Source organism: Aeromonas sobria (genome assembly GCF_006243315.1).
GTDB classification, from domain to species: domain Bacteria; phylum Pseudomonadota; class Gammaproteobacteria; order Enterobacterales; family Aeromonadaceae; genus Aeromonas; species Aeromonas sobria_A.
Window position 1 is genome coordinate 14,302 of the sequence record NZ_NKWE01000046.1, and the last position, 23,766, is coordinate 38,067.

Sequence of the window (23,766 nt, forward strand, 5' to 3'; positions counted from 1 at the left end):
ATGTGGGCATTGGGGGGGCGCGCAGTCTGGTTTGCTCGCCGGTCATCTTGGTGCCGGATAAGTGACTCAGCCTTGCCAACGTCGGCAGGCGAGAAGAGCGCCCAAACAAAGAGCCCACCGCAAGGTGGGCTCTGATCATATACGTCTGACCGGAAGGGGATTACAGGAACGGCATCGCCATAAACAGCTTGATCACCATGGCGTTGATGATGTCGATGAAGAAGGCGCCAACCATGGGCACCACCAGGAACGCCAGATGGGAGGGGCCAAAGCGCTGGGTGATGGCCTGCATGTTGGCAATGGCGGTTGGCGTTGCGCCAAGACCAAAGCCGCAGTGGCCCGCTGCCAGCACGGCGGCATCGTAGTTGCTGCCCATCACCCGGAAGGTGACGAAGATGGCGTAGAGCGCCATCGCCACTGTCTGGGCGGCTAGCAAGATAAAAATGGGCAGGGCCAGACTGGCCAGATCCCACAGTTTCAGGCTCATCAGCGCCATGGCGAGGAATAGCGACAGGCTGACGTTGCCAAGCAGAGAAACCTCGCGGTCACTTACTTCATGCCAGTTGAACAGGGTCAGCAGGTTGCGCAGCAGCACGCCGACAAACAGCACACAGACGAAGATCGGCAGCTCCAGCATCCCGCCCTTGAGGGAGGCGGAGAGCAGTTCACCCCCCTTGAGGCTGATGGCGATCAGCGCCAGGGTCTCGATCAGGCTGAAAGTGGTGAGGGGACGCTCCATATCGGGCATCTCGAAGCCCTTGGGGGCTTCATCCTTGTTGTGCTCTTCACCGGGCACTTGCACCTTTTTCACCAGGTGGCGGGCTACCGGGCCACCGATCAAACCGCCCAACACCAGACCGAAGGTGGCACAGGCGATGGCGAGCTCCGCCGCGGATTGCACTCCGTACTTTTCGGAGAAGGTAGCGCTCCAGGCTGCGCCGGTACCGTGACCGCCGGAGAGGGTGATAGACCCAGCCAGCAGTCCCATGTGGGGATCCAGCCCGAGCAGAGTCGCCAGACCCACACCCAGACTGTTCTGTACGATCAGCAGACCGGTGACCACCAGCAGGAAGGTTGCGACCGCTTTGCCACCGCGTTTCAGGCTGGCGAGATCGGCGGAGAGACCGATAGAGGCGAAAAATGCCAGCATCAGCGGGGTTTGCAGGCTGGTATCAAATTGCAGCTCCATCTGCAGGGTGGAGCGCAGCAACAACAGCACCAGCGCGACCACCAGGCCGCCGGCAACCGGTTTGGGGATGTTAAAGGTACGCAGCAGCCCGACCCGGGTGACCAGCACCCGGCCAAGCAGCAATACCAGAGTGGCAGCGACCAGCGTCGCGTAGGAATCAAGTTGTAACATTAAGTACTCCCATGTTGATTGGCTGTGCCTTTCGTTGATGAAGACTCACAGATTCAGCCGGGATAAATAGTGTGGCTCAAGCGCCAACAAAGAGGGGGAGAGTTCTCCCTGCCCCATGAAGATAGGGCCTGTGCGGGCCTGAAATACTCAGGCATCCAGATGAGATTTATGAAAAATCGAGCGGATAGTAGCAAAAAGCATCGTTTAATTCCATCTTTGTCGTATTAATGCTCGTTTTAGTGGTTTATTGTGACATTTAACACTATGGGGGTAGAGGGCAGAAAAGCCGAAAAGGGTGCATGGAACGGCTGTCATTTGGGGCATCAGTCTCTATAATCCGCCAGTTTCCGCGGCACGCAGAGGATATGACGGGAGGTGACATGGTTGTTCACCCCGACATGGCTCATGTGCCAGCGGTGTTCACTTCATCAAGAGGAGAGGGTGTGAAGAAGTCTATCTACATTGCCTACACAGGCGGCACCATTGGGATGCAGCGCTCCGATCACGGCTACGTGCCGATGGCGGGCTTTATGGAAGACTGTCTGGCGCGGATGCCCGAGTTCCACCGCCCCGAGATGCCGGATTACCATATCCACGAATATGCGCCCCTCATCGACTCCTCCGACATGACCCCGGCGGACTGGCAGCGTATCGCCGAGGACATCAAGCGCAACTACGACAAATACGACGGTTTTGTGATCCTGCACGGCACCGACACCATGTCGTTCACCGCCTCGGCGCTCTCCTTCATGCTCGAAGACCTGCACAAGCCGGTCATCATCACCGGTTCCCAGATCCCGCTGGCCGAGCTGCGCTCCGACGGTCAGCAGAACCTGCTTAACGCCCTCTACATCGCGGCTAACTACCCGATCCACGAGGTGACGCTGTTCTTCAACAACCAGCTCTATCGCGGCAACCGCAGCAAGAAGGTGCATGCCGACGGCTTCCACGCCTTCGACTCCCCCAACTATCCGCCGCTGCTCAATGCCGGGATCGCCATCTCGCTGGAAGCGGGTGAGCTGGGCGTGCCGTCCGAGCGGCCGCTGGTGCTGCACGACATCACCCCCCAGCCTATCGGCGTGGTGACCCTCTATCCGGGCATCTCCAGCGAGGTGATCGCCAACATCCTGCAACAGCCGGTGAAAGCGCTGATCCTGCTGTCGTTCGGGGTGGGCAATGCGCCGCAGAACCCGGCCATGCTGGCGCTGCTCTCCGAGGCGTCGGCCCGCGGCGTCATCATCGTCAACCTGAGCCAGTGCCTGCACGGCAAGGTCAACATGGGCGGCTATGCCACCGGCAACGCGCTCTCCCGTGCCGGGGTTATCTCGGGCTTTGACATGACTGCCGAAGCGGCGCTTACCAAGCTGCACTTCCTGCTGAGCCAGGACTTGCCCTCCCACCAGATTCGCGAGCTGATGCAGCAGTCCCTGCGCGGGGAGCTGACCCCCTGACTGGTTTCCCCCTCACCCTAACCCTCTCCCGGCGGGAGAGGGGATAGATCGAGGTGCTGTTGGCAGCGAGGCTTGTCATGGAGATCGCCGACCGGTGACCCGCTTACTGTCCGCAGGCTGCGAGCCTGCTCCCTTCTCCCCTGGAGGGAGAAGGGCTGGGGATGAGGGGGATGAGTCACCCAGCAGCGAGAGGAAAAAAAGAGGGGAGCCATTATGGCTCCCCTCTTTGCTATTTATCGTGCTCTTTATCGAACTATGTATCGCACTATCGCTGTTCGACTGGCCGCCGCGAGACGGGATGGCGAGTGGTCTCAGTGATTGAGATTGACCCGCACTATCTCCTCTTCAACCGGCTGGGGTTCATCACGAAACAGCCGTTTTAGCTCGCTCTTGCTCTTCATCACTATCTCGCCGTCGCGACCGATGTTCATGTGCTCGGGGTTGTCGAGGTGCATCGCCTGCCAGGCCATCACAGCTTGCAGGGAGGTGGCCTTCTGCTCGTCGGTGAGGGGCTTGCCATCGGGCCACTTGCCCAGCTCGACCGCGGTCTTGAGCCGCTTGTACACCTCTTGTGGCATCTGCCTGATCGCTTGTTGAAACTCACTCTGTTGCAATGACATCCGGCCTCTCCTTTATCATTGTTCCTTGAACCCGGGTCTGGCTGGCTGAGCATCAGCCATCTGTGCCATCAGCGGTCCTCAAACTCGTGGTCATTCCCTGTCTGTCTTGGTGCCGAATCTTGTGGTGATGCAGGCGAACCGAGGTTGTACGAAACGGCTATCCCGTTGGTCGAAACAAACCGGCTCAGGGTTGTAGACAGCATGGTGGCAGCCTGCACCCGGGGTTCTTGCCATGTCGGCAAGTGATGATGGCGGGCTACCCGGAGACCTTTTATGCAATCTTGTCGCCGTAAACACAAATTCGTCGAATGCAGATCAGTGTCGGGGTGTATATTTCGTTATATTATTCTGCAATAGCGACGTGATATAGCGCGCTAATTGTAATGAATCTGTAATCAGCTTGCTAGCTTTCGACGGTCTCACCAGACGCTGACTCTACCTACAAGATGTGACCCATGGCCCATTTCTCTCTGCGACAGACGCTCATCATGATATCAGTCGGTCTTGCCGTGACGGGCTGCAATGACGACCGCATCCACAATATTTGTGGTAACAACCCCGAGCTTTGTCAGGATCTGGTGGACGATGGTTGGTGCCGCTATGAGCGTACCGATGTCATTCGTAGCCGCTTCTACCTGAAAGAGGAGGGCACGGATCGACGCAAGTATGAGCTGATGCGCGGCCTTGAGCGCTATCTCAAGTGTGCCGAACGCTCCACCAATATCGAGTACAAGGCGGCGAAGGAGCAAAAGAGCCCCCGGGTGGAGGGCATGCTGGCCGCAGGTGATCAGCTGGCCCAGCTCGATGCGGCGACTCGTAATTCGCAAGATCCTTATCTGCTGCTCTGGCACTGGACCAACAACACCAACGCGTTGGCTCACCAGCAGTTTATGGCGCTGGAAGGTACCAAGGTCGTTGATGAGCCTGAGCTGCAACTGGCGCTCGCGGGGTCTTATGCCAAGAGCGATGCCACCAAAGCCATTGCCATCCTGCATTACGGTCTCTCTCTTTATCGCGAGGGCGATAAGGTCAACAGCCGCCTGCTCACCTCCCTCAGTACCCTCTATATGGGGCAAAAGCAGTATGGGCTGGCCTATCTGTGGGGCAAGGTGAGCGAGTCGTTTCAGGATGCGCCCGAGGTGTCAGCCAAGCGCTTTGCTATTTATCACTCACTGAGCAAAACGGAGCAGGATGGTTACGACGTGCGGGCTGCCGAGATCGTCGAGCAGCTCAAGCGTGGCAGCTATCGACCCTGAGGCAATGATGACCACACTCTCTTCGGCCAGTTGTTGGCCTGACCCTTTCTCTCTCTCTTTTATGCATGGTGAGGTGCTTACTGATGGTCGCACCCTGGAGCGCCTGACTGTGCGTGCCGTGGTGCGGCGTGATGACGAGTTGCTGCTGGTTCACTCCCGGGTTAATGGCGATTTGATGTTCCCGGGCGGTGGTATCGAGCAGGGCGAAAGCCATGCCGCCGCGCTGGCCCGCGAGCTGCTGGAAGAGTGCGGTGCCGAGTTGCTGGAAGTTGGCGCGCTGCTTGGCGAGACCCGCGAGTATCGCGCTGCTCGCGAGCCGGGCTTCGATGCCTACTGTATCCGCTCGCTCTACTATTTGTGCCGGATTGGCGAGCAGCTGGTAGCTCCCCAGCCACAGCCCTACGAGATCCGCCTCGGCTTTGTGCCAGGCTGGTTTGTGCTCGACGAAGCGTTGCAGACCAACAAGACCCAGCTGGCGGGGCCCTGTCCCCAGTGGACCGCCCGTGAGACCCGGGTGTTGGCCCAACTGCAACGCTGGCATCAGCAGGGGATCTTCGACAACGGCAGCTGACTGCATCAAGCTGCAACAGTCAGAGATACCAACAAAAAGAGCGCCAATAGGCGCTCTTTTTGTTGCTGTCGAGGAGGTTACTTGACCTCTCTTTTATGCGAGGTTATTTGACCTCTTCACCCTTGGCTTGCAGATCCGCATGGTAGGAGGAGCGCACAAAGGGGCCGCAGGCTGCGTGGGTAAAGCCCAGCGCCATGGCGACATCTTTCAGCTCGTCAAACTCTGCGGGCGGCACGTAGCGCTTGACCGGCAGGTGGTGGCGGCTCGGCTGCAGATACTGGCCCAGGGTCAGCATGTTGACGCCGTGCTCGCGCAGATCGGTGAGTACCTGAACGATCTCTTCGTTGGTCTCGCCCAGACCCATCATGACACCGGATTTGGTCGGCACATGGGGGTGCATCTCTTTGATGCGACGCAGCAGCTCCAGCGACCACTTGTAGTCGGCACCCGGACGGGCGACGCGATACATGCGCGGGGCGGTTTCCAGGTTGTGGTTGAACACATCCGGTGGCGTTTCGCGGAACACTTCCAGCGCCTGCTCCATCCGGCCACGGAAGTCCGGGGTGAGGATCTCGATGCGGGTCTGCGGGCTGTGCTCGCGGATCTGCTTGATGCAGTCGGCAAAGTGCTGGGCACCGCCATCGCGCAGGTCGTCGCGGTCTACCGAGGTGATCACCACATATTTCAGCCCCATCTCCTTGATGGTGAGCGCCAGCTTCTGTGGCTCGTCCGGATCAAGGGCCAGCGGGCGCCCGTGGGCCACGTCGCAGAAGGGACAACGACGGGTGCAGATAGCGCCCATGATCATGAAGGTGGCCGTGCCATGATTGAAGCACTCCGCCAGATTGGGGCAGGAGGCCTCTTCACATACCGAGTGCAGCTTGTTTTTGCGCAGGGTGCTCTTGATGTGCTCGATCTTCTGGCTGGAGGGGGGCAGCTTGATCCGCATCCAGTCCGGCTTGCGCAGAATTTCTTCGCTTGGATCCGGCATGAATTTCACCGGGATCAGGGCCATCTTGTCGCCATCGCGCAGCTTGACGCCCGGCTCCATACGAACGGGTTTGCTCATGATTCACTCTCGGTGTTTGTTATTGTTTGATTGATAGCTGTCGGGTCACTTGCATATCCCCATCGCTGCGCGACATCGCCGGGCAGCAGCGGGTTTGCTTATGATGCCGCTTCGGTATTGGTTATTGCGTCATAGCCAATCAGCTTGGCCAGTTCGGCTACCAGAATGGCTTGTGCCTCGGCCACGCTTTGGGGGCCGCCCAGGGCGCTGGTCTGGGTCATGGCCATGCCCGCATAGCCGCACGGGTTGATGTGCAGGAAGGGGGTCATGTCCATGTTGATGTTGAGAGCCAGCCCGTGGAACGAGCAGCCCTTGCGGATCCGCAGCCCGAGCGAGGCCAGTTTGGCCTCCATGCCGTGTTCCTGCTTCACATAGACCCCGGGGGCGTCTGCCTTGGCATATGCCTTGATATGGCTGTTGGCAAGGGTGCTGATAATGGCGGTTTCCAGTGCTGTCACCAGCTCGCGGACCGAGAATTTACAGCGACGCACATCCACCAGTACGTAGAGCACCAGCTGGCCCGGGCCATGATAGGTAATTTGACCGCCGCGATCGCTCTGCACCACCGGAATGTTGCCCGGATTGAGCAGGTGTTCGGCCTTACCAGCCTGACCCTGGGTGTAGACGGGATCGTGCTCGACCACCCAGAACTCGTCCGGGGTATCGCTGGTGCGGTGGTCGGTGAAGTCTTTCATGGCGTCCCATACCGGTTGGTAGGGGCGGCGGCCCAGATGTCTGACGATCAGTTGGGACTGGACGGGGATCCGGGATGGCATGGCTTCCTCAGCACAAAAACAGTCGCCCCGCAAAACGGGGCGAGAGAGAAGTTACAGTACGTATTTGACCAGCTCGATATCGCCGAGCGCTTTGTACATGGCTTCGATATGTTCTTTGTTCTGGGCCGTTACCGTCACGCGTACCGAGTGGTAAGTACCTTTGGCACTGGGCTGAACGGTCGGGCTATAGGTGCCGGGAGCGTGCTGTTGCAGCACTTCTACCACTCTATGGGGCAGCGCAGGGTCGGCAATGCCGAGCACCTTGAACGGGAATTTGCAGGGAAACTCCAGCAGTTCATCAAATTTGGTATTCATTTACTCACCTTTTTCGTCATCAACGGGATGACTTCATCTTGGATAGCTAGTGGCCTATGACTCGCAAAAGCCGCCATTTCAAGTCTGTATGGACACGGCTCATCTCTATATGGGCACTGCCCGGACCGGGATCAAGGCCAGCATCAGTCAGACCAGAAATGGAAGTGCTGCTTTTTACCACAAATCAGGGGAGGGCGGAACCGGCAGTTTGCAGGGTTATTCACAGTGCAGGTATGACAAAGGCAGCAGCGGCGCCTGTTGGCGCCGCTGCTAGGTGACAATATTGCGCCGTGATTACTTGAACCAGCTGGTGACCAGCAGTACCAGGTAATCCCACAGACGGCTCACCAGACCACCTTCCTGCACCTCTTCCAGGGCAACCAGCGGAACCTGTTTGATCTCTTTGTCACCCTGCTTCAGGAACACGGTACCGACGCGCTGCCCCTTGGCCAGCGGCGCTTTCAGCTCGCTATCGAGCTGGAAGTCCGCTTTCAGGTTGTTGCCCTGACCACGGGTAACCAGTACGGACACATCCTGATCAACCCCCAGTTTCACCTCAGACTTGTCGCCCATCCAGATCTTCTGGGTGACCAGCTCGGTACCGGCTTTGTACGGGGTCAGGCTTTGGAAGAAGCGGAAACCGTAGGTGAGCAGCTTCTTGCTCTCGGCCGCACGGGACCCTTCACTGCTGGCCCCGAATACCACGGCGATCAGGCGCATGCCTTCGTTATTGGTGGCAGAAGAGACCAGGTTGTAGCCGACCTGGCTGACGTGGCCGGTCTTGATGCCATCCACTTGCAGGGATTGATCCCACAGCAGGCGGTTGCGGTTGTGCTGGGTGATGCCGTTGAACACGAAGGATTTCTGGGAGTAGACCTTGTACTCCTCCGGCAGGTCGCGGATCAGCGCCTGACCCAGACGGGCCATATCGTGAGCGGTACTGTAGTGGCCTTCCGCATCCAGACCGTGCGGGTTCATGAAGTGGCTGTCGTTCATGCCGAGCTTGGCGGCCCAGCTGTTCATCAGGCTGGCGAAGGAGTCGGTGCTGCCCGCCAGGAATTCTGCCATGGCGACGCAGGCGTCGTTGCCGGACTGGATGATGATGCCCTTGTTGAGGTCATCGACGGAGACCTGCTTGCCCACCTCGATAAACATCTTGGAGGAGTCGGAGTAGTTCTTGGACCAGGCGTTCTGGCTGATGGTCACCATGTCGGTGCGCTTGATGTTCCCCTTCAGCAGCTCCTGGCCGATGATGTAGGAGGTCATCATCTTGGTCAGACTGGCGGGCGGCAGACGCTCTTCTGCGTTCTGCTCGGCCAGTACCTGACCCGAGTAGTAGTCGATCAGAATATGAGCCTTGGCGGAGATCTCCGGCGCGGCGGGTACCACCATAGGCATGGCATTCGGGGTCGGTGTCGGCACCGGCGTATTGGCCTGGGCGGTAACGCTGACCAGCGAGGCCAGAAGAACTGAACGGGCAAATTTGGACATCTTGAAATTCCTGCGAGCCAGATGGGGATAAAATGCGGGCCTAACTATACCAGATGCGCCCGCAGGTTATAGCCCGACATGGCGATTAGAACTGGTTTTTTATCCATCACTCCCTGTCATCACGCCACAAAACGACGTGATGACAGTGAGTAAGTGGTTAGTCACCCTCGCTGCAAAAGGGGGATGATCAGGGAACGATAAAGGCCTGTTCCAGCCCGCCCTGACGTACTTTTTCCAGCACACTGGCCTGCTGGTCGGCGGCGACCGGGCCAATCAGTACCCGGAAAATGGCGCCATGGGCATCGACCCGATAGGGCACGCCGTAGCGCTGGGTCATCACCTTGCCCATCGCCTCGGCCCGTTCCTGTGAGCCGCTGGCCAGCACCTGGATCATCTTGCCATCGCCGTTGCTGGTGGGCGCTGCGGCCTTGGCTGCCGCTGGTTTGACAGGCGCCGCTTTGGCAGGCTTGGCAGCTGGCGCCTTGACGGGGGCCGGGTCGGCGGCGGGAGTGGCCATCGCCAGCGCGGTCGGTTCACCCAGGAAGCCATCTTGCGACATAGTGTTGGGCGCCGCAGCGGCCGGAGTGGTCGGGGTCATCTCGATGGGCTTCATCGGCTCCATGATCACCATCTGATCCGGGGTGTCGTTGATCAGCTCCAGCCGGACTCGCGCTTCACCGCTATCGACCATCTCCAGCTGCTTGGCGGCAGCGTAGGAGAGATCGATCAGGCGAGGGCTGTTGAACGGGCCGCGATCGTTGACCCGCACGATCGTCTCCAGCCCGTTGTCCAGATTGGTGACCCGCACATAGCTCGGGATGGGCAGGTTGCGGTGGGCGGCGCTGAACAGCTTGCTGTCCAGCACATCGCCGTTGGCGGTATTCTGGCCGTCCAGATCCGGCGACAGCCAGCTGGCGGTGCCCTCTTCGCTGTAGTGCTTGATATCGCGCCACACCTCGTTTTTCTGCTTGCCGATCCAGTAGTCCCGGTTGCCGCTGGCACTCAGGGGCTCGGGGCGCGGAATGGCACCGGTGGCTTGCGGGATCTCGATGACGGGCGGCTTGCTGACCGGTGCTTGCGGTTCGACGGGGGCGGTCTGTTCCGGCTGGCTGCTACAGGCGGCCAGCAACAAGCTCAGGCTGAGCGGGAGGAGTTTGTGACGAAGATGCATACGCTTCCTGAATGGCTTGGCTAAGTTGATACACCGCCATCGCATAGAGTGGGCTGCGATTGTAGCGGGTGATCACATAAAAGTTATGCCGTGCGACCCAGTATTCCGGTCCATCGGCTTGGGCAAACGCCAGTAACTTGACCGGCGTCTGTGGGGCCAGCGGCGTGGCGAGCTCAATCCCTGCCGCCGCCAGTTCTGACCACTGTTGTGTGAGCTCAGGCTCGGATCTCAGTAGCGGTTCTACTGCCATCAGCCCGATCTGGGCCGGTTCCACCACGGATTCCCCCCAGCGCCACTGGTGGCTGGCAAAATAGTTGGCCACGCTGCCGATGGCATCGACCGGGTTGGCAAACAGATCCCGCTTGCCATTGCCATCGAAATCAACGGCGTAGTGGCGATAACTGGATGGCATGAACTGGCCCATCCCCATGGCCCCGGCATAGGAGCCCTTGAGGCGATCCAGCGCCCATCCCTCCTCTTTTGCCAGCAGCACCAGTTGGGCAAACTCCTTGGCAAAGAAGTCGCTGCGCTCTGGGTAGTGAAACCCCAGGGTGTAGAGGCTATCGAGTACCGGATGACGGCCCATCTGACGACCATAGAAGGTCTCTACCCCGATGATGGCCACTATGATTGACGCCGGTACCTGATAGGTCTGCTCGGCCCGCGTCAGGGTGGCAGCATGCTGCCGCCAGAACTGCAACCCATCCCGGATGCGATCCGGGGTGACGAACAGCGGCCGGTAGCGATGCCAGGGTTTGGCTTCCCACGGCTTGCTGATGGTGTCGAGCACCTCCTGGCGCAGCTGGGCGCGGGCGACTGCGGCTTGCAACTCGGCCAGTGGCACCTGTTGCTGCTCAGCGAGCAGCGCCAGCCGATCCGGCGCCACGGCGGCGGTTGCCAGCGAGGCAAACAGGGCGAGCGACAATCCGACCCGTCTCATCAGGCCAGCAGCCTTCTGTGGGTCTGAATGGACATCAGGATACCGAAGCCGGCCATCAGGGTCACCATGGAGGTGCCACCATAGCTCACCAGCGGCAGGGGCACCCCTACCACTGGCAGAATGCCACTCACCATCCCCATGTTGACGAACACATAGACGAAGAAGGTGAGGGTGATGGCACCCCCCAGCAGCCGCTCGAAGCTGCTCTGGGCCTGCATCGAGATATAGAGGCAGCGGCTGATGACGTAGAGATAAAGCACCAGCAACAGGGCGACCCCCACCAGACCAAACTCCTCGCTAAATACCGCGAAGATAAAGTCGGTGTGGCGTTCGGGCAGGAACTCCAGTTGGGACTGGGTGCCTTGCAGCCACCCCTTGCCGAACACGCCGCCGGAGCCGATGGCGATTTTGGATTGAATGATGTGATAGCCACGGCCAAGCGGGTCTTTCTCCGGGTCGATCAACATCATCACCCGCTGGCGCTGGTAGTCGTGCATCAGGAAGAACCAGAGTACCGGCATAAAGGCCAGGATCAGCATGACCGCAAGCCCGATCAGCCACCAGCTGAGCCCCGCCAGGAAGATGACGAAGAAGCCGGAGGCGGCCACCAGAATGGAGGTGCCGAGATCGGGCTGGGCGGCGATCAGCAGGGTGGGCAGCAGCACCATGATGAGGGCGATCACCACATGGCTGAACTTGGGGGGCAGCGAGTGGCGGCTGAGCCAGGCGGCCACCATGATCGGCATGGAGAGCTTCATTACCTCGGAGGGCTGGAACTTCATAAAGCCGAGATCGAGCCAGCGCTGGGCCCCCTTGCCGATATGGCCGAACACATCCACCGCAATCAGCATCAGCACTACCACCGCGAACAGTGGCACCGACCAGCGGGCATACAGCGACGGTGGCAACTGGGCCATGGCAATCATCAGGGCAAAGGCGATGCCGCCCCGTACCAGCTGGCGCACGATGGAGTCGAGATCCTGACCGGAGGCGGAGTAGAGCACCACCATGGAGAGCGTCATCACGGCCAGCAGGCCGAGAAACAGCGGCAGATCGATATGCATCTTGTACCAGATGCTTTGCTGCCGAGCGGAATTACTCATGGGAAATAACCTTGTGCTGAATTGACGGCACCCCTTGGTGACGCAAAATCGGGTCAGCCTGCTGCGGCCGATGGACATCTGATTGATGTCCGCAGCCTTGCTGGCGGGCGGCGTTACTCACTGGGGCTGACCTCGCTCGGCTGGGACGGCGTGGTCGGCGTCGGTGCCGGTGGCAGTTGCGGATCCGGGGGGAGCAAGTAGGCATCCAGCATGGCGCGCGCCACCGGCGCTGCATTTTTACTGCCGCCGCCGGCGTTTTCGAGTACCAGTGCGATCACCGCTTTAGGCGCATCAAAGGGAGCAAAGGCGACGAACAGGGCGTTGTCACGGTGCTCTACCTTCATGTTCTTGGCGTTGTAGACCTGATTCTCTTTCATGTTGACCACCTGCGCAGTGCCCGACTTGCCACCCGAGGCATAGGGGGTGTTGGCAAAGGCGTGGCGGCCACTCCCTTCCTTGCCCTGGTTCACCCGCCACATCCCCTCTTTGGCAACCTGCCAATAGCTGTCGCTTTTGGCTTTGAGGGCGATATTGGGGTTGATAGGGGCATTCACTACCTCCGCCAGTGAGGCAGTGCTCTTGAGCAGGTGGGGCGTCACATCGTGACCGTTCTGAGTCAGGATGCTGATCGCCTTGGCCAGCTGGATCGGCGTCGCGCTCCAGTAGCCCTGACCGATACCGATGGAGATGGTGTCCCCCTGATACCAGGGCTGGCGCCAGCGGGCCATTTTCCAGTCACGGGACGGCATCACCCCCTTGGTCTCTTCATAGAGGTCGACCCCACTGTACTGACCAAAACCGAACTTGGTCATGTAGCTGTGGATCTTGTCGATGCCGACCCGATAGGCGAGATCGTAGAAGTAGGTATCCGCCGAGACCTCGATGGCGCGATAGACATCAAGCCAGCCGTGGCCCCAGCGGCGCCAGTCGCGGAACTTCTTGGTGGTGCCGGGAATGGAGAAGCTCGGGCCACCGAAGTAACGATAGTTGGGGGTGATGGCCCCCTCGTTGAGCCCCATCACCGACATCATGGGTTTGACGGTGGAAGCGGGGGCATAGATGCCCTGCGTGGTGCGGTTCACCAAGGGACGAGCCGGATCGTTGAGCAGTCCCGAGTAGTTGACACTGGAGATACCGGTGACGAACAGGTTGGGGTCGTAGCTCGGGCTCGACTCCATGGCGATGATGGCGCCGGTTTGCGGGTTCATCATCACGATGGCACCGCGCTGGCCCGCCAGCATTTGCTGGGCTTTCAGCTGCATCCGGATGTCGATATTGAGGTAGATATCCTTGCCGGGAGTGGGCGGCTGGAACTTGAGGGTGCGGACCACCCGGCCGCGGTTGTTCACCTCGACCTCCTGATAGCCAGCGACCCCGTGTAGCTGCTCCTCGTAAAACTTCTCGACCCCCTGTTTGCCGATATCCTTGGTGGCAGCGTAGTTGGCCAGCTTCTCCTCTTTGTCGAGGCGCTCCACATCCCGGGTGTTGATCTTGGCCACATAGCCCAGCGCGTGGGTGAGGGTGTCACCAAAGGGATAGTAGCGCTTGAGGTTGGCCTCGATGCTGGCGCCCGGATAGTTGTGCTGGTTGACCGAAAAGAGGGCCACCTGATACTCGGTCAGTTTCTCGAACAAGGGGACTGGCTTGAAGCGGCGCTGACGCTTCACTTCGGCCAGAAATTTCTCTTTGGTCCCCTCCGGCAGCCCCAGCAGGGTGATCAGCTGGTCGGCGGTGAGCTCGAGATCTTTGGTCTCTTCCGGCACAATTTCCAGACTGTAGACCGGACGGTTTTCTGCCAATAGCACGCCGTTGGCGTCATAGATGAGCCCGCGAGGGGGCGCCACCGGCACTACCCGGATGCGGTTGGAGTTGGAACGGGTCTGGTAGGTGTCAAAAGATTCAACCTGCAGATAATAGAGATTACCCAGCAGCACCAGCATCAGCACGACGATGCCGATGTAGGCTACCAGGGTGCGCCGGAAGAACAGATTGCCCTCGGCACTGTGATCGCGCATCTCGATGCGATTCTTCAACATGCCGTTACCTTCTGGTTGACGAGATCATGAGCAGTGAGACTCTGGCGATTCATGCTCACTCTCTGTGATACGGATGATTGGTGGTGATACTCCATGCCCGATAGAGGCTCTCGGCCACCAGCACCCGCACCAGCGGATGGGGCAGGGTGAGTGGCGACAGCGACCAGCTCTGCTCGGCGGCAGCCTTGCAGTCGGGGGACAAGCCCTCCGGCCCGCCGACCAGCAGGGCGACATCACGGCCATCCAGCTTCCAGGCTTCCAGTTGGGCGGCCAGCTGCTCGGTAGTCCAGGGTTTACCCGGAATATCCAGGGTCACGATACGCGAGCGCCCCGCGGCTGCCAGCATGGCTTCCCCTTCCTTCTGCAGGATGCGGGGAATGTCGGCATTTTTGCCCCGTTTGCCGGCGCCGATCTCGACGAGTTCAAATGGCATGTCTTTCGGGAAGCGGCGGCGATACTCTTGGAAGCCATGCTCTACCCAGGCAGGCATCTTGGTGCCCACCGCAATCAACTGGATCTTCATCGTCGTTACACTTGTGCTCTTTATTGCATGTTCACGTGAGCGGCACCGCTCCACAATTTTTCCAGCTGGTAGAAGTCACGAGGTTCATCCTGCATCACATGCACGATCACCGACCCCATATCTACCAATGCCCATTCACCGCTCACTTGTCCCTCTACGCTCAGCAGATCCAGACCCGCGTGGCGGGCCTCGCTGGCCAGATGGTGGGCAATGGCGCTGACGTGACGACTGGAGTTGCCGGAACAGACGATCATGGCATCAGTAATGGTGGATGTGCCGCGTACATCGAGGGTGATGATGTCGCGGCCTTTCATGTCATCGATCTTGTCGATGATAAAGGCATGCAGTTCTTGGCCTTGCAATGAGTCTCTCCTCTATTCCGGCGCGCTGTTACTTACGTCAGGGCGGCGGATTATATCATGGTCACTCCCGTTTCCCATCGGCTGGGGCGGGATTACGGCAGGGGCTAGCGGCGATTGGCGCGGTAGAGCCCCTGTTGATCAATATAGTGCGCAACCGACTCGGGCAAGAGGTAGCGGGTGTCTTGCCCCGCCTCCAGCAGAGCCCGCAGCCGGGTGGCCGACAGTTCGACGGGCTGGTTATCCGCCAGCCAGATATGGCCAGCCAGCTGCCGGTGCAGCGCGCGGGCATCACTGGTGTGATGGCGCGCCAGCAGCTGCGCTACTTCGGCCGGATAATCGGGCTGCCAGCCCGGCCGCACACTCACCACCAGATGGCCATAGTCGAGCAGCTCCTGCCAGCGGTGCCAGCTTGGCAGGCTCAGCAGTGAATCCATCCCCATCAGAAAGCAGAGCGGGGTATCGGGCAGTTCATGACGCAGCTCGATCAGGGTATCTATGGTGTAAGAGGGTTTATCCCGCTGCAGCTCCCGCTCATCCACCACAAAATGGCGGTTCTCCGCTGCCGCCAGCCTGACCATGGCGAGCCGCTGCTCGCTGGAGCAAAACGGGTTGGCGCGGTGAGGCGGGATATGGTTCGGGATCAGCCGCATCTCGGCCAGCTCAAGGGTGTCGCGGGCTTCGATGGCCGGGCGCAGATGGCCAATGTGGATGGGGTCGAAGGTGCCACCCAGCAAACCGACAGGAGCCTTCAGCAGGCTGACAGGAGCCTTCAGCACGGGCTGCTCTCCATCCCCAGTGGCAACGGGGTGCTATCACGAAAACCGAGGGCAATGGTCTGCAGCATCAGCCAGGCCTGTTCGGTATTGAAACTGCGCTGGGCATCGTCCAGCTGGGCCATCAGTTGCCACAACTGCTGCAACTTGGCGAAGGGGAGGCGGGTCAGCGCCTGCTGGATCAGCTGCTGGCGGCTCTGCCAGATACGCAGACGGCTGAAATGCTCCCCCAGCGGCTGGCCACTGCGCATCGCCAGTGACAGTTCGGTGAGCTGCTCCAGCTCGCGGCAGAGGGTCCAGGCCAGCATGCCCGGCTCGGTGCCTTCGGCTCGCAGGGCGGCCAGAATGCGCTGGGCCCGGTTCACCTTGCCCTCCAGCAGGGTATCGACCAGCTGGAACGGGGTGAAGTGGGCGTGACGGATAATGGTCTCTTGCAAATAAGCGACGCTGATGGGCTGGGGCGGCGAGAGCAGGGTCAACTTTTCGATCTCCTGACTGGCGGCCAGCAGGTTGCCCTCATAGGCGTGGCACATGAAGTTGATGGCATCCGGCAGCGCCTTGAGGCCGAAACGCTGGAAGCGCGCGCTCATCCAGCGCGGGAAGAACTTGGGCTCCGGATGGTTGACCGGCACATAGGTGCCGATCTGGTAGAGCTTGTCGAACCAGGCGGCTTTCATCTGGGTTTGATTAAGACGACCGCCACTGAGTATCAGCAGCAGGTCGGGATGAAGCTGCTTGCCGATTTCGCTGATGCGGGCGGCCAGATCCTTGTCCACCTTGGCGGGCAGTTCCAGCTCGATGATCTGGCGGGCAGAGAAGAGGCTCATGGCCTGACAGGCATCGTAGACCTGATTCCAGTCCAGCCCCTGTTCCACCACGAAGGTGTGGCGTTCATCGAAACCCTGTTTGCGGGCGATCTGACGGATGGCGTCGATGGCCTCCAGTCGCAACAGGGGCTCGTCGCCAAAAACGAGATAGCAGGGCCTGAGCCCTGCTTTGAGGTGGTCACCAAATTGCTCGGGATAAATGCGCATCAGAAGCTTGCCTGACTGAAATGAAGGGCTGCCTGCTTTGGCTGCTTGAACTGCGATTCGTCAGCAAATTGCTCAGGGTAGATCCGCATCAGAAGCTGACCTGACTCAACTGCCGGATCACCTGATTAGCCGCCTGCTCCTGCATCTCGCGGTTGAGCTGCTCCTGCTCACGAGAAGAGGCGAGCGCTGCATCCGGCTTGTTGAGGAAGCTGCGGTTGAAGTTGATGGGGAAGACCTGGGTCGGCTTGCCCGGCACCGAGACGGTGAACTGGGTACTGAAGCCCAGCACATATTCAGTGTCGACGCCCTGAGCGTTGACCGAAGCGACCTGACTGGTACCGCCAATGCCGCCCAGAGTGAGCACCGGAATGCCCTCCTTGTCGGCCAGGGTCACCCCGGAGGCCTTGAGGCGGGTGGTGACCAATCGGTAGAAGTCGCTCTTGTTGTCGCCCACGACCTTCATGGTCATCAGCTCGCTCGGAATGCCGTTGCCGCGCATCTGAAAGCCGCAGCCTTGCAGCAGCAGCGCTGCCAGCATGACGGCCATCAAGCGGGTGAAGATGGTGCCCATAGAAAATCCTCTTTGCATGAAGGGAAGAGCGGCGGGCGCAGGGCCCGCCGTTATCATCCGTTTGCTGTCACAGATTGGCAATGATCAGTTGGTAACCAATCAGTTGGCAACTGATCAGTTAGCGACAATGTTGAGCAGCTTGCCTGGCACATAGATCACCTTGCGTACGGTCAGACCGTCGGTGAACTTCTGCACGGAAGCATCGGCCATCGCCAGCTTCTCGACATCAGCCTGGCTGATCTCGGCCGGCACGGTCAGTTTGCCGCGCATCTTGCCGTTGATCTGCACCACCACCAGCTTCTCGGTCTCGACCATGGCCGCTTCATCGGCCACCGGCCAGACGGCGTGATCCACGTCATCGCCCTTGCCAAGCATTTTCCACAGCTCGAAGCCGATGTGCGGGGTGATGGGGGTGAGCATCACGACGATGGCCTCCAGCGCTTCCTGCATCAGGGCGCGATCCTGAGGCTCGGTATCGAGCTTGGTCAGGCTGTTCATCAGCTCCATGATGGCGGCGATGGCGGTGTTGAAGGTCTGACGACGACCCACGTCATCACTCACCTTGGCGATGGTCTTGTGCAGCTCGCGGCGCAGGGTTTTCTGCTCGCCGGAGAGGGCTGCCACATCCAGTGCCGCAACGGCACCGGCAGAGACGTGCTCGAAGGTCAGACGCCACAGGCGGCGCAGGAAGCGCTGGGCACCCTCTACGCCAGAGTCTGACCACTCCAGGGTCATCTCGGCTGGCGAGGCGAACATCATGAACAGACGGACGGTGTCGGCGCCGTAACGCTCGACCATCAGCTGCGGGTCGATGCCGTTGTTCTTGGACTTGGACATCTTGGTCATGCCGGAGTGAATCACCTCACGACCTTCGTTGTCGATGGACTTGGTGATGCGACCCTTCTCGTCACGCTCTACCTTGACGTCGGTCGGGCTGACCCAGACGTTGCCGCCTTTTTCGTCTTTGTAGTAGAAGGCATCGGCCAGCACCATGCCCTGGCAGAGCAGGCGCTTGAACGGCTCGTCGCTGTTGACCAGCCCTGCGTCACGCAGCAGCTTGTGGAAGAAGCGGGCGTAGAGCAGGTGCATACAGGCGTGCTCGATGCCGCCGATATACTGATCCACCGGCAGCCAGTGGTTGGCAGCAGCCGGGTCCAGCATGCCCTTGTCGTAGTCCGGAGAGCAGTAGCGCGCGTAGTACCAGGAGGACTCCATGAAGGTGTCGAAGGTATCGGTCTCGCGGAACGCTTCCTGACCGTTGTAGGTGGTCTTGGCCCACTCAGCATCGGCCTTGATCGGGCTCTGGATACCGTCCATCACCACATCTTCCGGCAGCAGCACCGGTAGTTGATCTTCCGGGGTCGGCACTACGGTGCCATCAGCCAGAGTCAGCATCGGGATGGGGGCACCCCAGTAACGCTGACGGGAGACGCCCCAGTCACGCAGACGGAAGTTGACGGTGCGCTTGCCCTTGCCGAGGGCTTCCAGCTTGCTGGCGATGGCATCGAAAGCCGCCTGGAACTCGAGACCGTCGAACTCGCCGGAGTTGAACAGCACGCCCTTCTCGGTGTAAGCGGCTTCGCTCACGTCCACCTCGCCATCGGCAGGCTTGATCACCGCCTTGATGTCGAGGCCATATTTGGTGGCGAACTCATAGTCACGCTGGTCGTGACCCGGAACCGCCATCACGGCGCCGGTGCCGTAGTTCATCAGTACGAAGTTGGCGACCCAGACAGGTACCTTGCGGCCATCCAGCGGGTGAATGGCATAGAGGCCAGTGGCCATGCCCTTCTTCTCCATGGTGGCCAGTTCGGCTTCGGCGACCTTGGTGTTCTTGCACTCTTCGATAAAGGCGGCCAGCTCCGGATTGGTCGCAGCAGCTTGCAGCGCCAGCGGGTGACCGGCGGCGATACCGACATAGGTGACGCCCATGAAGGTGTCCGGACGGGTGGTGTAGACCTCCAGCTGCTCAGTCTGACCCTCGATGGCGAAGCTGATGTTGACCCCTTCGGAGCGGCCAATCCAGTTGCGCTGCATGGTCTTGACCATCTCTGGCCAGCCTTCCAGATTGTCGATGTCGTTCAACAGCTCTTCGGCGTAGTCGGTGATCTTGATGAACCACTGGGGGATCTCTTTTTGCTCCACCGGGGTGTCACAGCGCCAGCAGCAGTTGTCGATAACCTGCTCGTTGGCCAGCACTGTCATGTCGTTCGGGCACCAGTTGACGGAAGAGGTCTTCTTGTAGACCAGACCCTTCTCGTAGAGCTTGGTGAAGAACCACTGCTCCCAGCGGTAGTAATCGGGCTTGCAGGTGGCCAGCTCGCGATCCCAGTCATAACCCAGCCCCAGCATCTTCAGCTGGTTCTTCATGTATTCGATGTTTTCGTAGGTCCAGGGTGCCGGCGCTGTGCTGTTTTTGACTGCGGCGTTCTCCGCTGGCAGGCCGAATGCGTCCCAACCTATGGGTTGCAGCACGTTCTTGCCATTAAGCCGTTGATAACGGGAGATCACATCACCTATGGTGTAGTTACGAACGTGCCCCATGTGTAGTCGACCAGACGGATAGGGGAACATGGACAGGCAGTAGAACTTCTCCTTGTCTACTTTCTCCACGGCCTTGAAGGTTTTCTTGGCATCCCAGTGCTTTTGCACTGCTGGTTCGATTGATTGGGGAACGTATTGCTCTTGCATTGGTGACATCCGGATCTGTGAAATGAATAGATAAATCAGCTGGGAAATCGCAATAGAATACCCATATCCTGCGGCGGCAACAACCGCCAGCGTCCCTTGGGCCTTAAGCCGGGCCAGATCAGGGTTTAGTAGAGGAGTAACAGCCATGGACAAACGTCAAAAAGGGTACGAAGCCTTCATTGCCGAGCTGCAAAAACAGTGGCAAGAGACTGAAGAGTTCCAGGGGGAACGCCTCAACCGGATGATTGCCAAGGTGCAGGCCTATCTGGAGGCCGCCAGCGATCTGACCCAGGACGAGCTGGCGCTGATCGCCGAGTACGTGAAGCGGGATCTGGGCAACTATGACGAGGGGCGCCATGACGAGAACGAGGGTGGCAACGAGCAGATTGAAGAGTCCGCCTTTATGCTGGCCCTCAAAGACACCGCCTGGTCCTGGCTGGCAGATGTGACCGACCGCGCTCAGGTGGAGTGGCGGGAGCTGGCCGACGAGCTGGAGCACAAGGGGGTCTATGAGGCGGGTGACTGGGTGGGGCTCGGGGTCATGGTGTGCGACCAGTGTGGCTGGCGTCATACCGTGCTGCATCCCCAGCAGCTCGATACCTGCCCCGAGTGTGGCTGCGCCGAGTATCACCGCGAGCCGCTCTCGCCCTGAGTGGCCGCATCATCAGGTTCATATACCGACCGGTAGGGACGATTAGCGCAGCGTAATCGTCCATTTCTCCAGTGGCATCGACACCCTAATCTAATTGCTAATAAGAGAGAGGCGCCATCAGGCGCCTCTCTTTATTGATGGACGGGATTACTTGCCCGCGACACTGAGACCGCCAAAACGGATAAGCGGGGCGTAGAAACCCTTGCCATCGTTGCTGTGCAGGGTGTCACCTACAGCTTCCAGCTCGCCGATCAGGCGGTAGAAGTTGCCTGCGACCGTGATGCCGCGCACCGGCTGCAGCCGCACGCCATTGCGACAGAGGAACCCTGACGCGCCAAAGGAGAAGTCACCGCTTACCGCATCGGCACCCGAATGCAGGCCATCGAGCTTGACCAGCTCCAGATAATCGCCGCTCTGTACCTCCGCTTCGCTGTGGGGGCCGGCGCCAAATACCAGATGGCGAGCGGTCACATCGAGGGCGCTGCGCGCACCGCGGGCGGCCGAGCCGTTGCTGGCGACGCCAAAGTGGCGGGCGGTGGCACTGTTGTGGAGCAGGGTTTTCAGCTCCCCCTCGCCAATCAGCAGCAGATCCGAGGTGGCAGCGCCTTCGCCATCAAATGCCTTGATGTTCATGCCGCCCGGCATGTAGACCCGGCTCTCCAGGGTGAGCCAGCGGGAGGCGACATTCCGCCCCACTTTCTCTCGCCAGGGGTTGATCCCCTGCTGGGCCCACTTGCCTGACAACACCCCCTGAAAGCAGCCAAACAGGCTGGCGAAGCAGTTGGTGCTGAAGATGACGCTGTAGCGACCGCTTGGCACCGCTTCACCGGGCAGCAGATCATCGGCGATGGCATGGATCTGCCCGATAAGGGCCTGGCTATCGAGCTCGTCGAAGCGGCGGCCATACTGCCCTTGCGAGTGCATCGACTGGCGGCAATCCCGCTCCACCAGCGCCGAGGTGTAGCAGCCAACGCTGAATTCGCTGTGCTGGCAGAGGCTGCCCAGGCTGTTGGCGAGCCAGAGGCGACTCTCCCCCTCAAAAAAGCTGTTGTAGGGGGCACCGGTGACATCTGGCATGGCCAGCATGTCTGATTCGAGGCGCAGGGCCAGGGCGATCTTCTCCTCTACCGGCGTGGTGTCGGGTCGGTTGATCTCGGCGCAGTCGGTGGTGATCCGGCTGCCCGCCACCGAGATGCGCTGATCCGCATCCACCTTGGCAAAGCGGCTGGCATCCAGCGCGTCTTGCAGCATGGCATCGAGCGCCAGCTCATCGAGGGATTCCGAGTAGGCGATGCCGACCCGGCCCTCTTTTATCAGGCGAATGCCGAGTTGCTGGCTGCTGGTGACCTTGTATTCCCCGAGCTCGCCCTTGTCAGCCTTGAGGGAGAAGGCTTTCTCCTGATTGGCGATGATGTCTGCTTCGGCGTTGATATCGGCCACTTTATCCAGCAGGCGGGTGAGCAGTTGATTCATGTCGATGGCGCTCATCAGGCGTTCCCTCCTACCAGAATGTTGTCTACTTTAAGGGCGGGTTGGCCGACTGAGGTCGGCACCGAGCCCGAGACCGAGCCGCACATGCCGGCGGCCAGCGCCAGATTACGCCCCACCATGGAGATCTCTTTCAGTACCTGTGGGCCGGTGCCGATCAGGGTGGCCGACTTGAGTGGTTTGGTTACCTTGCCATGCTCAATGAGGTAGGCCTCCTGCACGTTGAAGTTGAACTCGCCGGTGCCCGGCTGTACCGAGCCGCCGCCCATCTTTTTGGCGTAGATGCCGTGCTCCACTGTGGCCAGCATCTCGTCGAGGCTGTGGTTGCCCGGTTCGATATAGGTGTTGCGCATGCGCGAGGTGGGGGCGTACTTATACGATTCGCGCCGACCCGAGCCGGTGCGGGCATAACCTGTCTTGAGGGCGCCCATTCTGTCCACCAGAAAGCCGGTCAGCACCCCATCCTTGATGAGCTGGGTGTGCTGGGTCGCCATCCCCTCGTCATCGACGTTGATGGAGCCCCAGGCGTTGCCCTGCAAGCCTTCATCCACCGCGCTGACCGCCGGATTGGCGATGAGCTGGCCCATCTTGTCGTGGAAGACCGAGGCCTTCTTGGCCACTGAGGTGGTCTCCAGCAGGTGGCCGCACGCCTCGTGGAAGATGACGCCGCCAAAGCCGTTCTCCATGATGACTGGCAGGGTGCCGCTCGGGCAGGGAGCGGCACCCAGCTTCACCAGCGCCTGACGGGTGGCGGTGAGGGCCAGCTCGCGGGGATCGATGCGCTCGGTATGTTCCCAGCCCATCAGGGCGCCGGGGGCCTCGTAGCCGACGCTCTGCTCGCTCCCTGCCATGGCGATGGTCTGGGCCATGATACGGTTGTAGTGGCGGCGATCGCTCACCTGCAGCCCTTCGCTGTTGAAGATCTCCACCTCTTGCTCCCAGCCCAGCACGTTGCCGGAGAACTGGCTCACCTTGCCGCTCTCGGCGCGAGCCACTGCATCCATGGCGTGCAGGTAGGCAATTTTCTGCTCCAGCAGCTTGTCGGCCGACAGCGGCAGCGCCACCGGGTTGCGATCGCTCAGGCGGGTGAAATCGAAGGCGGTGGCGGTGACTACCGGGTCGCGCCTGTCTTTGGCCGCCAGCAGGGTGACAATGCGCAGCAGCTCGTCGCGGCTGGCCAGATTGGTGTAGCCATAGAGCACCTTGTAGCCGTAGCAGAGGCGCACGCCGATGCCGAAATCGAGGCCGCCGCTGATGTTCTCTATCTGGCTGGAGAGCAGGCTGAGCTGGCTGCGGCGCTTGCGCTCCACAAACAGCTCGGCGAAATCGGCACCCAGTGCCAGTGCGTGATCGAGCACGTCACGGGCGATGGCGGGGGCCAACAGGGAGAATGGAGTCATAGAATATCCTTTTCTGGTCTGTCCGTTTGCTTCCGACATCCGGCGCTGATTGTTATGGGATGTCGAGCCCATTGTTGCAGACCAGCACAAAAAAGTCGCTATAGGGTCACGCG

At 60.1% G+C, this 23,766-nt stretch carries 22 protein-coding genes; 4 read left to right on the forward strand and 18 right to left on the reverse strand.

Features of this window, described 5'->3' with window-relative positions:
* Positions 1–160 precede the first annotated feature (160 nt).
* Positions 161–1,360, reverse strand: coding sequence for a sodium/glutamate symporter (gltS, locus tag CF137_RS15955; RefSeq protein ID WP_042022793.1), 1,200 nt, complete (start codon positions 1,358–1,360; stop codon positions 161–163).
* A 443-nt stretch (positions 1,361–1,803) separates the two neighbouring features.
* On the opposite strand from gltS, the gene ansA reads away from it, so the two are divergent.
* The gene (gene ansA / locus CF137_RS15960) at positions 1,804–2,811 is read left to right on the forward strand and encodes an asparaginase (protein ID WP_101325578.1); all 1,008 of its coding nucleotides are present in this window, start codon (positions 1,804–1,806) and stop codon (positions 2,809–2,811) included.
* 311 nt (positions 2,812–3,122) lie between these two features.
* On the opposite strand, the gene CF137_RS15965 is transcribed toward ansA, so the two are convergent.
* Positions 3,123–3,431, reverse strand: a complete 309-nt coding sequence (locus tag CF137_RS15965; RefSeq protein WP_139720246.1) for a YeaC family protein — start codon at positions 3,429–3,431, stop codon at positions 3,123–3,125.
* 455 nt (positions 3,432–3,886) lie between these two features.
* Between CF137_RS15965 and CF137_RS15970 the strand changes: the two genes are divergently transcribed.
* Together CF137_RS15970 and CF137_RS15975 are read left to right on the forward strand one after the other, a co-directional pair.
* Entirely contained in the window at positions 3,887–4,687 is an 801-nt protein-coding gene (locus CF137_RS15970; RefSeq protein WP_139720248.1) for a DUF2989 domain-containing protein, read from the forward strand.
* Between the two features lie 4 nt (positions 4,688–4,691).
* Positions 4,692–5,258, forward strand: coding sequence for an NUDIX domain-containing protein (locus tag CF137_RS15975; protein WP_162515963.1), 567 nt, complete (start codon positions 4,692–4,694; stop codon positions 5,256–5,258).
* A gap of 103 nt (positions 5,259–5,361) precedes the next feature.
* Here CF137_RS15975 and lipA read toward each other — a convergent pair whose 3' ends face one another.
* The 14 genes from lipA to leuS all read right to left on the reverse strand — a co-directional run bounded on the left by lipA (position 5,362) and on the right by leuS (position 20,113).
* Positions 5,362–6,327, reverse strand: coding sequence for a lipoyl synthase (gene lipA, locus CF137_RS15980; RefSeq protein ID WP_101325574.1), 966 nt, complete (start codon positions 6,325–6,327; stop codon positions 5,362–5,364).
* A gap of 98 nt (positions 6,328–6,425) precedes the next feature.
* On the reverse strand, positions 6,426–7,103 hold the full coding sequence (lipB, locus tag CF137_RS15985) for a lipoyl(octanoyl) transferase LipB (protein WP_139720250.1): 678 nt from the start codon (positions 7,101–7,103) through the stop codon (positions 6,426–6,428).
* 51 nt (positions 7,104–7,154) lie between these two features.
* A complete protein-coding gene (gene ybeD, locus CF137_RS15990) occupies positions 7,155–7,418 on the reverse strand; it encodes a DUF493 family protein YbeD (RefSeq protein ID WP_042022802.1) in 264 nt (87 codons plus the stop codon).
* 294 nt (positions 7,419–7,712) lie between these two features.
* A complete protein-coding gene (locus CF137_RS15995; RefSeq protein WP_042022803.1) occupies positions 7,713–8,909 on the reverse strand; it encodes a D-alanyl-D-alanine carboxypeptidase family protein in 1,197 nt (398 codons plus the stop codon).
* 187 nt (positions 8,910–9,096) lie between these two features.
* A complete protein-coding gene (locus CF137_RS16000; protein ID WP_139720253.1) occupies positions 9,097–10,080 on the reverse strand; it encodes a septal ring lytic transglycosylase RlpA family protein in 984 nt (327 codons plus the stop codon).
* The gene (mltB, locus tag CF137_RS16005) at positions 10,022–11,020 is read right to left on the reverse strand and encodes a lytic murein transglycosylase B (protein WP_101347828.1); all 999 of its coding nucleotides are present in this window, start codon (positions 11,018–11,020) and stop codon (positions 10,022–10,024) included. The genes CF137_RS16000 and mltB overlap by 59 nt, the downstream gene beginning before the upstream one ends.
* Positions 11,020–12,123: a rod shape-determining protein RodA gene (gene rodA, locus CF137_RS16010; protein WP_101325569.1), complete on the reverse strand. Its 1,104-nt coding sequence runs from the start codon at positions 12,121–12,123 to the stop codon at positions 11,020–11,022. Before rodA ends, mltB begins: the two co-directional genes overlap by 1 nt.
* Positions 12,124–12,236: 113 nt before the next feature.
* Positions 12,237–14,159, reverse strand: a complete 1,923-nt coding sequence (gene mrdA, locus CF137_RS16015) for a penicillin-binding protein 2 (RefSeq protein WP_101325568.1) — start codon at positions 14,157–14,159, stop codon at positions 12,237–12,239.
* 55 nt (positions 14,160–14,214) lie between these two features.
* Positions 14,215–14,682, reverse strand: coding sequence for a 23S rRNA (pseudouridine(1915)-N(3))-methyltransferase RlmH (gene rlmH / locus CF137_RS16020; protein WP_042022810.1), 468 nt, complete (start codon positions 14,680–14,682; stop codon positions 14,215–14,217).
* 20 nt (positions 14,683–14,702) lie between these two features.
* Positions 14,703–15,044, reverse strand: a complete 342-nt coding sequence (gene rsfS / locus CF137_RS16025) for a ribosome silencing factor (protein ID WP_042022811.1) — start codon at positions 15,042–15,044, stop codon at positions 14,703–14,705.
* 104 nt (positions 15,045–15,148) lie between these two features.
* Positions 15,149–15,799: a nicotinate-nucleotide adenylyltransferase gene (gene nadD, locus CF137_RS16030; RefSeq protein WP_139690775.1), complete on the reverse strand. Its 651-nt coding sequence runs from the start codon at positions 15,797–15,799 to the stop codon at positions 15,149–15,151.
* 14 nt (positions 15,800–15,813) lie between these two features.
* Positions 15,814–16,851, reverse strand: a complete 1,038-nt coding sequence (gene holA / locus CF137_RS16035) for a DNA polymerase III subunit delta (protein WP_139720255.1) — start codon at positions 16,849–16,851, stop codon at positions 15,814–15,816.
* 88 nt (positions 16,852–16,939) lie between these two features.
* A complete protein-coding gene (locus CF137_RS16040; RefSeq protein ID WP_042022816.1) occupies positions 16,940–17,422 on the reverse strand; it encodes an LPS-assembly lipoprotein LptE in 483 nt (160 codons plus the stop codon).
* Positions 17,423–17,536: 114 nt separating this feature from the next.
* Positions 17,537–20,113 carry a leucine--tRNA ligase gene (leuS, locus tag CF137_RS16045; RefSeq protein ID WP_139720257.1) on the reverse strand — a complete coding sequence of 859 codons (2,577 nt, stop codon included), beginning with the start codon at positions 20,111–20,113 and terminating at the stop codon, positions 17,537–17,539.
* Positions 20,114–20,258: 145 nt separating this feature from the next.
* Between leuS and CF137_RS16050 the strand changes: the two genes are divergently transcribed.
* Positions 20,259–20,765, forward strand: coding sequence for a zinc ribbon-containing protein (locus CF137_RS16050; RefSeq protein ID WP_101325565.1), 507 nt, complete (start codon positions 20,259–20,261; stop codon positions 20,763–20,765).
* Between the two features lie 147 nt (positions 20,766–20,912).
* On the opposite strand, the gene CF137_RS16055 is transcribed toward CF137_RS16050, so the two are convergent.
* Both CF137_RS16055 and CF137_RS16060 read right to left on the reverse strand, forming a co-directional pair.
* Positions 20,913–22,253, reverse strand: a complete 1,341-nt coding sequence (locus CF137_RS16055; protein ID WP_139720260.1) for a TldD/PmbA family protein — start codon at positions 22,251–22,253, stop codon at positions 20,913–20,915.
* The gene (locus CF137_RS16060; RefSeq protein ID WP_139720262.1) at positions 22,253–23,653 is read right to left on the reverse strand and encodes a TldD/PmbA family protein; all 1,401 of its coding nucleotides are present in this window, start codon (positions 23,651–23,653) and stop codon (positions 22,253–22,255) included. Before CF137_RS16060 ends, CF137_RS16055 begins: the two co-directional genes overlap by 1 nt.
* Between the last annotated feature and the right edge of the window lie 113 nt (positions 23,654–23,766).

Coding starts and splice junctions, on each gene's coding strand:
- gltS (WP_042022793.1), bottom strand. CDS start 1,360: ATGTTACAACTTGATTCCTACGCGACGCTGGTCGCTGCCACTCTGGTA.
- CF137_RS15965 (WP_139720246.1), bottom strand. CDS start 3,431: ATGTCATTGCAACAGAGTGAGTTTCAACAAGCGATCAGGCAGATGCCA.
- CF137_RS15970 (WP_139720248.1), top strand. CDS start 3,887: ATGGCCCATTTCTCTCTGCGACAGACGCTCATCATGATATCAGTCGGT.
- CF137_RS15975 (WP_162515963.1), top strand. CDS start 4,692: ATGATGACCACACTCTCTTCGGCCAGTTGTTGGCCTGACCCTTTCTCT.
- lipA (WP_101325574.1), bottom strand. CDS start 6,327: ATGAGCAAACCCGTTCGTATGGAGCCGGGCGTCAAGCTGCGCGATGGC.
- lipB (WP_139720250.1), bottom strand. CDS start 7,103: ATGCCATCCCGGATCCCCGTCCAGTCCCAACTGATCGTCAGACATCTG.
- ybeD (WP_042022802.1), bottom strand. CDS start 7,418: ATGAATACCAAATTTGATGAACTGCTGGAGTTTCCCTGCAAATTCCCG.
- CF137_RS15995 (WP_042022803.1), bottom strand. CDS start 8,909: ATGTCCAAATTTGCCCGTTCAGTTCTTCTGGCCTCGCTGGTCAGCGTT.
- CF137_RS16000 (WP_139720253.1), bottom strand. CDS start 10,080: ATGCATCTTCGTCACAAACTCCTCCCGCTCAGCCTGAGCTTGTTGCTG.
- mltB (WP_101347828.1), bottom strand. CDS start 11,020: ATGAGACGGGTCGGATTGTCGCTCGCCCTGTTTGCCTCGCTGGCAACC.
- rodA (WP_101325569.1), bottom strand. CDS start 12,123: ATGAGTAATTCCGCTCGGCAGCAAAGCATCTGGTACAAGATGCATATC.
- mrdA (WP_101325568.1), bottom strand. CDS start 14,159: ATGTTGAAGAATCGCATCGAGATGCGCGATCACAGTGCCGAGGGCAAT.
- rlmH (WP_042022810.1), bottom strand. CDS start 14,682: ATGAAGATCCAGTTGATTGCGGTGGGCACCAAGATGCCTGCCTGGGTA.
- holA (WP_139720255.1), bottom strand. CDS start 16,851: ATGCGCATTTATCCCGAGCAATTTGGTGACCACCTCAAAGCAGGGCTC.
- CF137_RS16040 (WP_042022816.1), bottom strand. CDS start 17,422: ATGGGCACCATCTTCACCCGCTTGATGGCCGTCATGCTGGCAGCGCTG.
- leuS (WP_139720257.1), bottom strand. CDS start 20,113: ATGCAAGAGCAATACGTTCCCCAATCAATCGAACCAGCAGTGCAAAAG.
- CF137_RS16050 (WP_101325565.1), top strand. CDS start 20,259: ATGGACAAACGTCAAAAAGGGTACGAAGCCTTCATTGCCGAGCTGCAA.
- CF137_RS16055 (WP_139720260.1), bottom strand. CDS start 22,253: ATGAGCGCCATCGACATGAATCAACTGCTCACCCGCCTGCTGGATAAA.
- CF137_RS16060 (WP_139720262.1), bottom strand. CDS start 23,653: ATGACTCCATTCTCCCTGTTGGCCCCCGCCATCGCCCGTGACGTGCTC.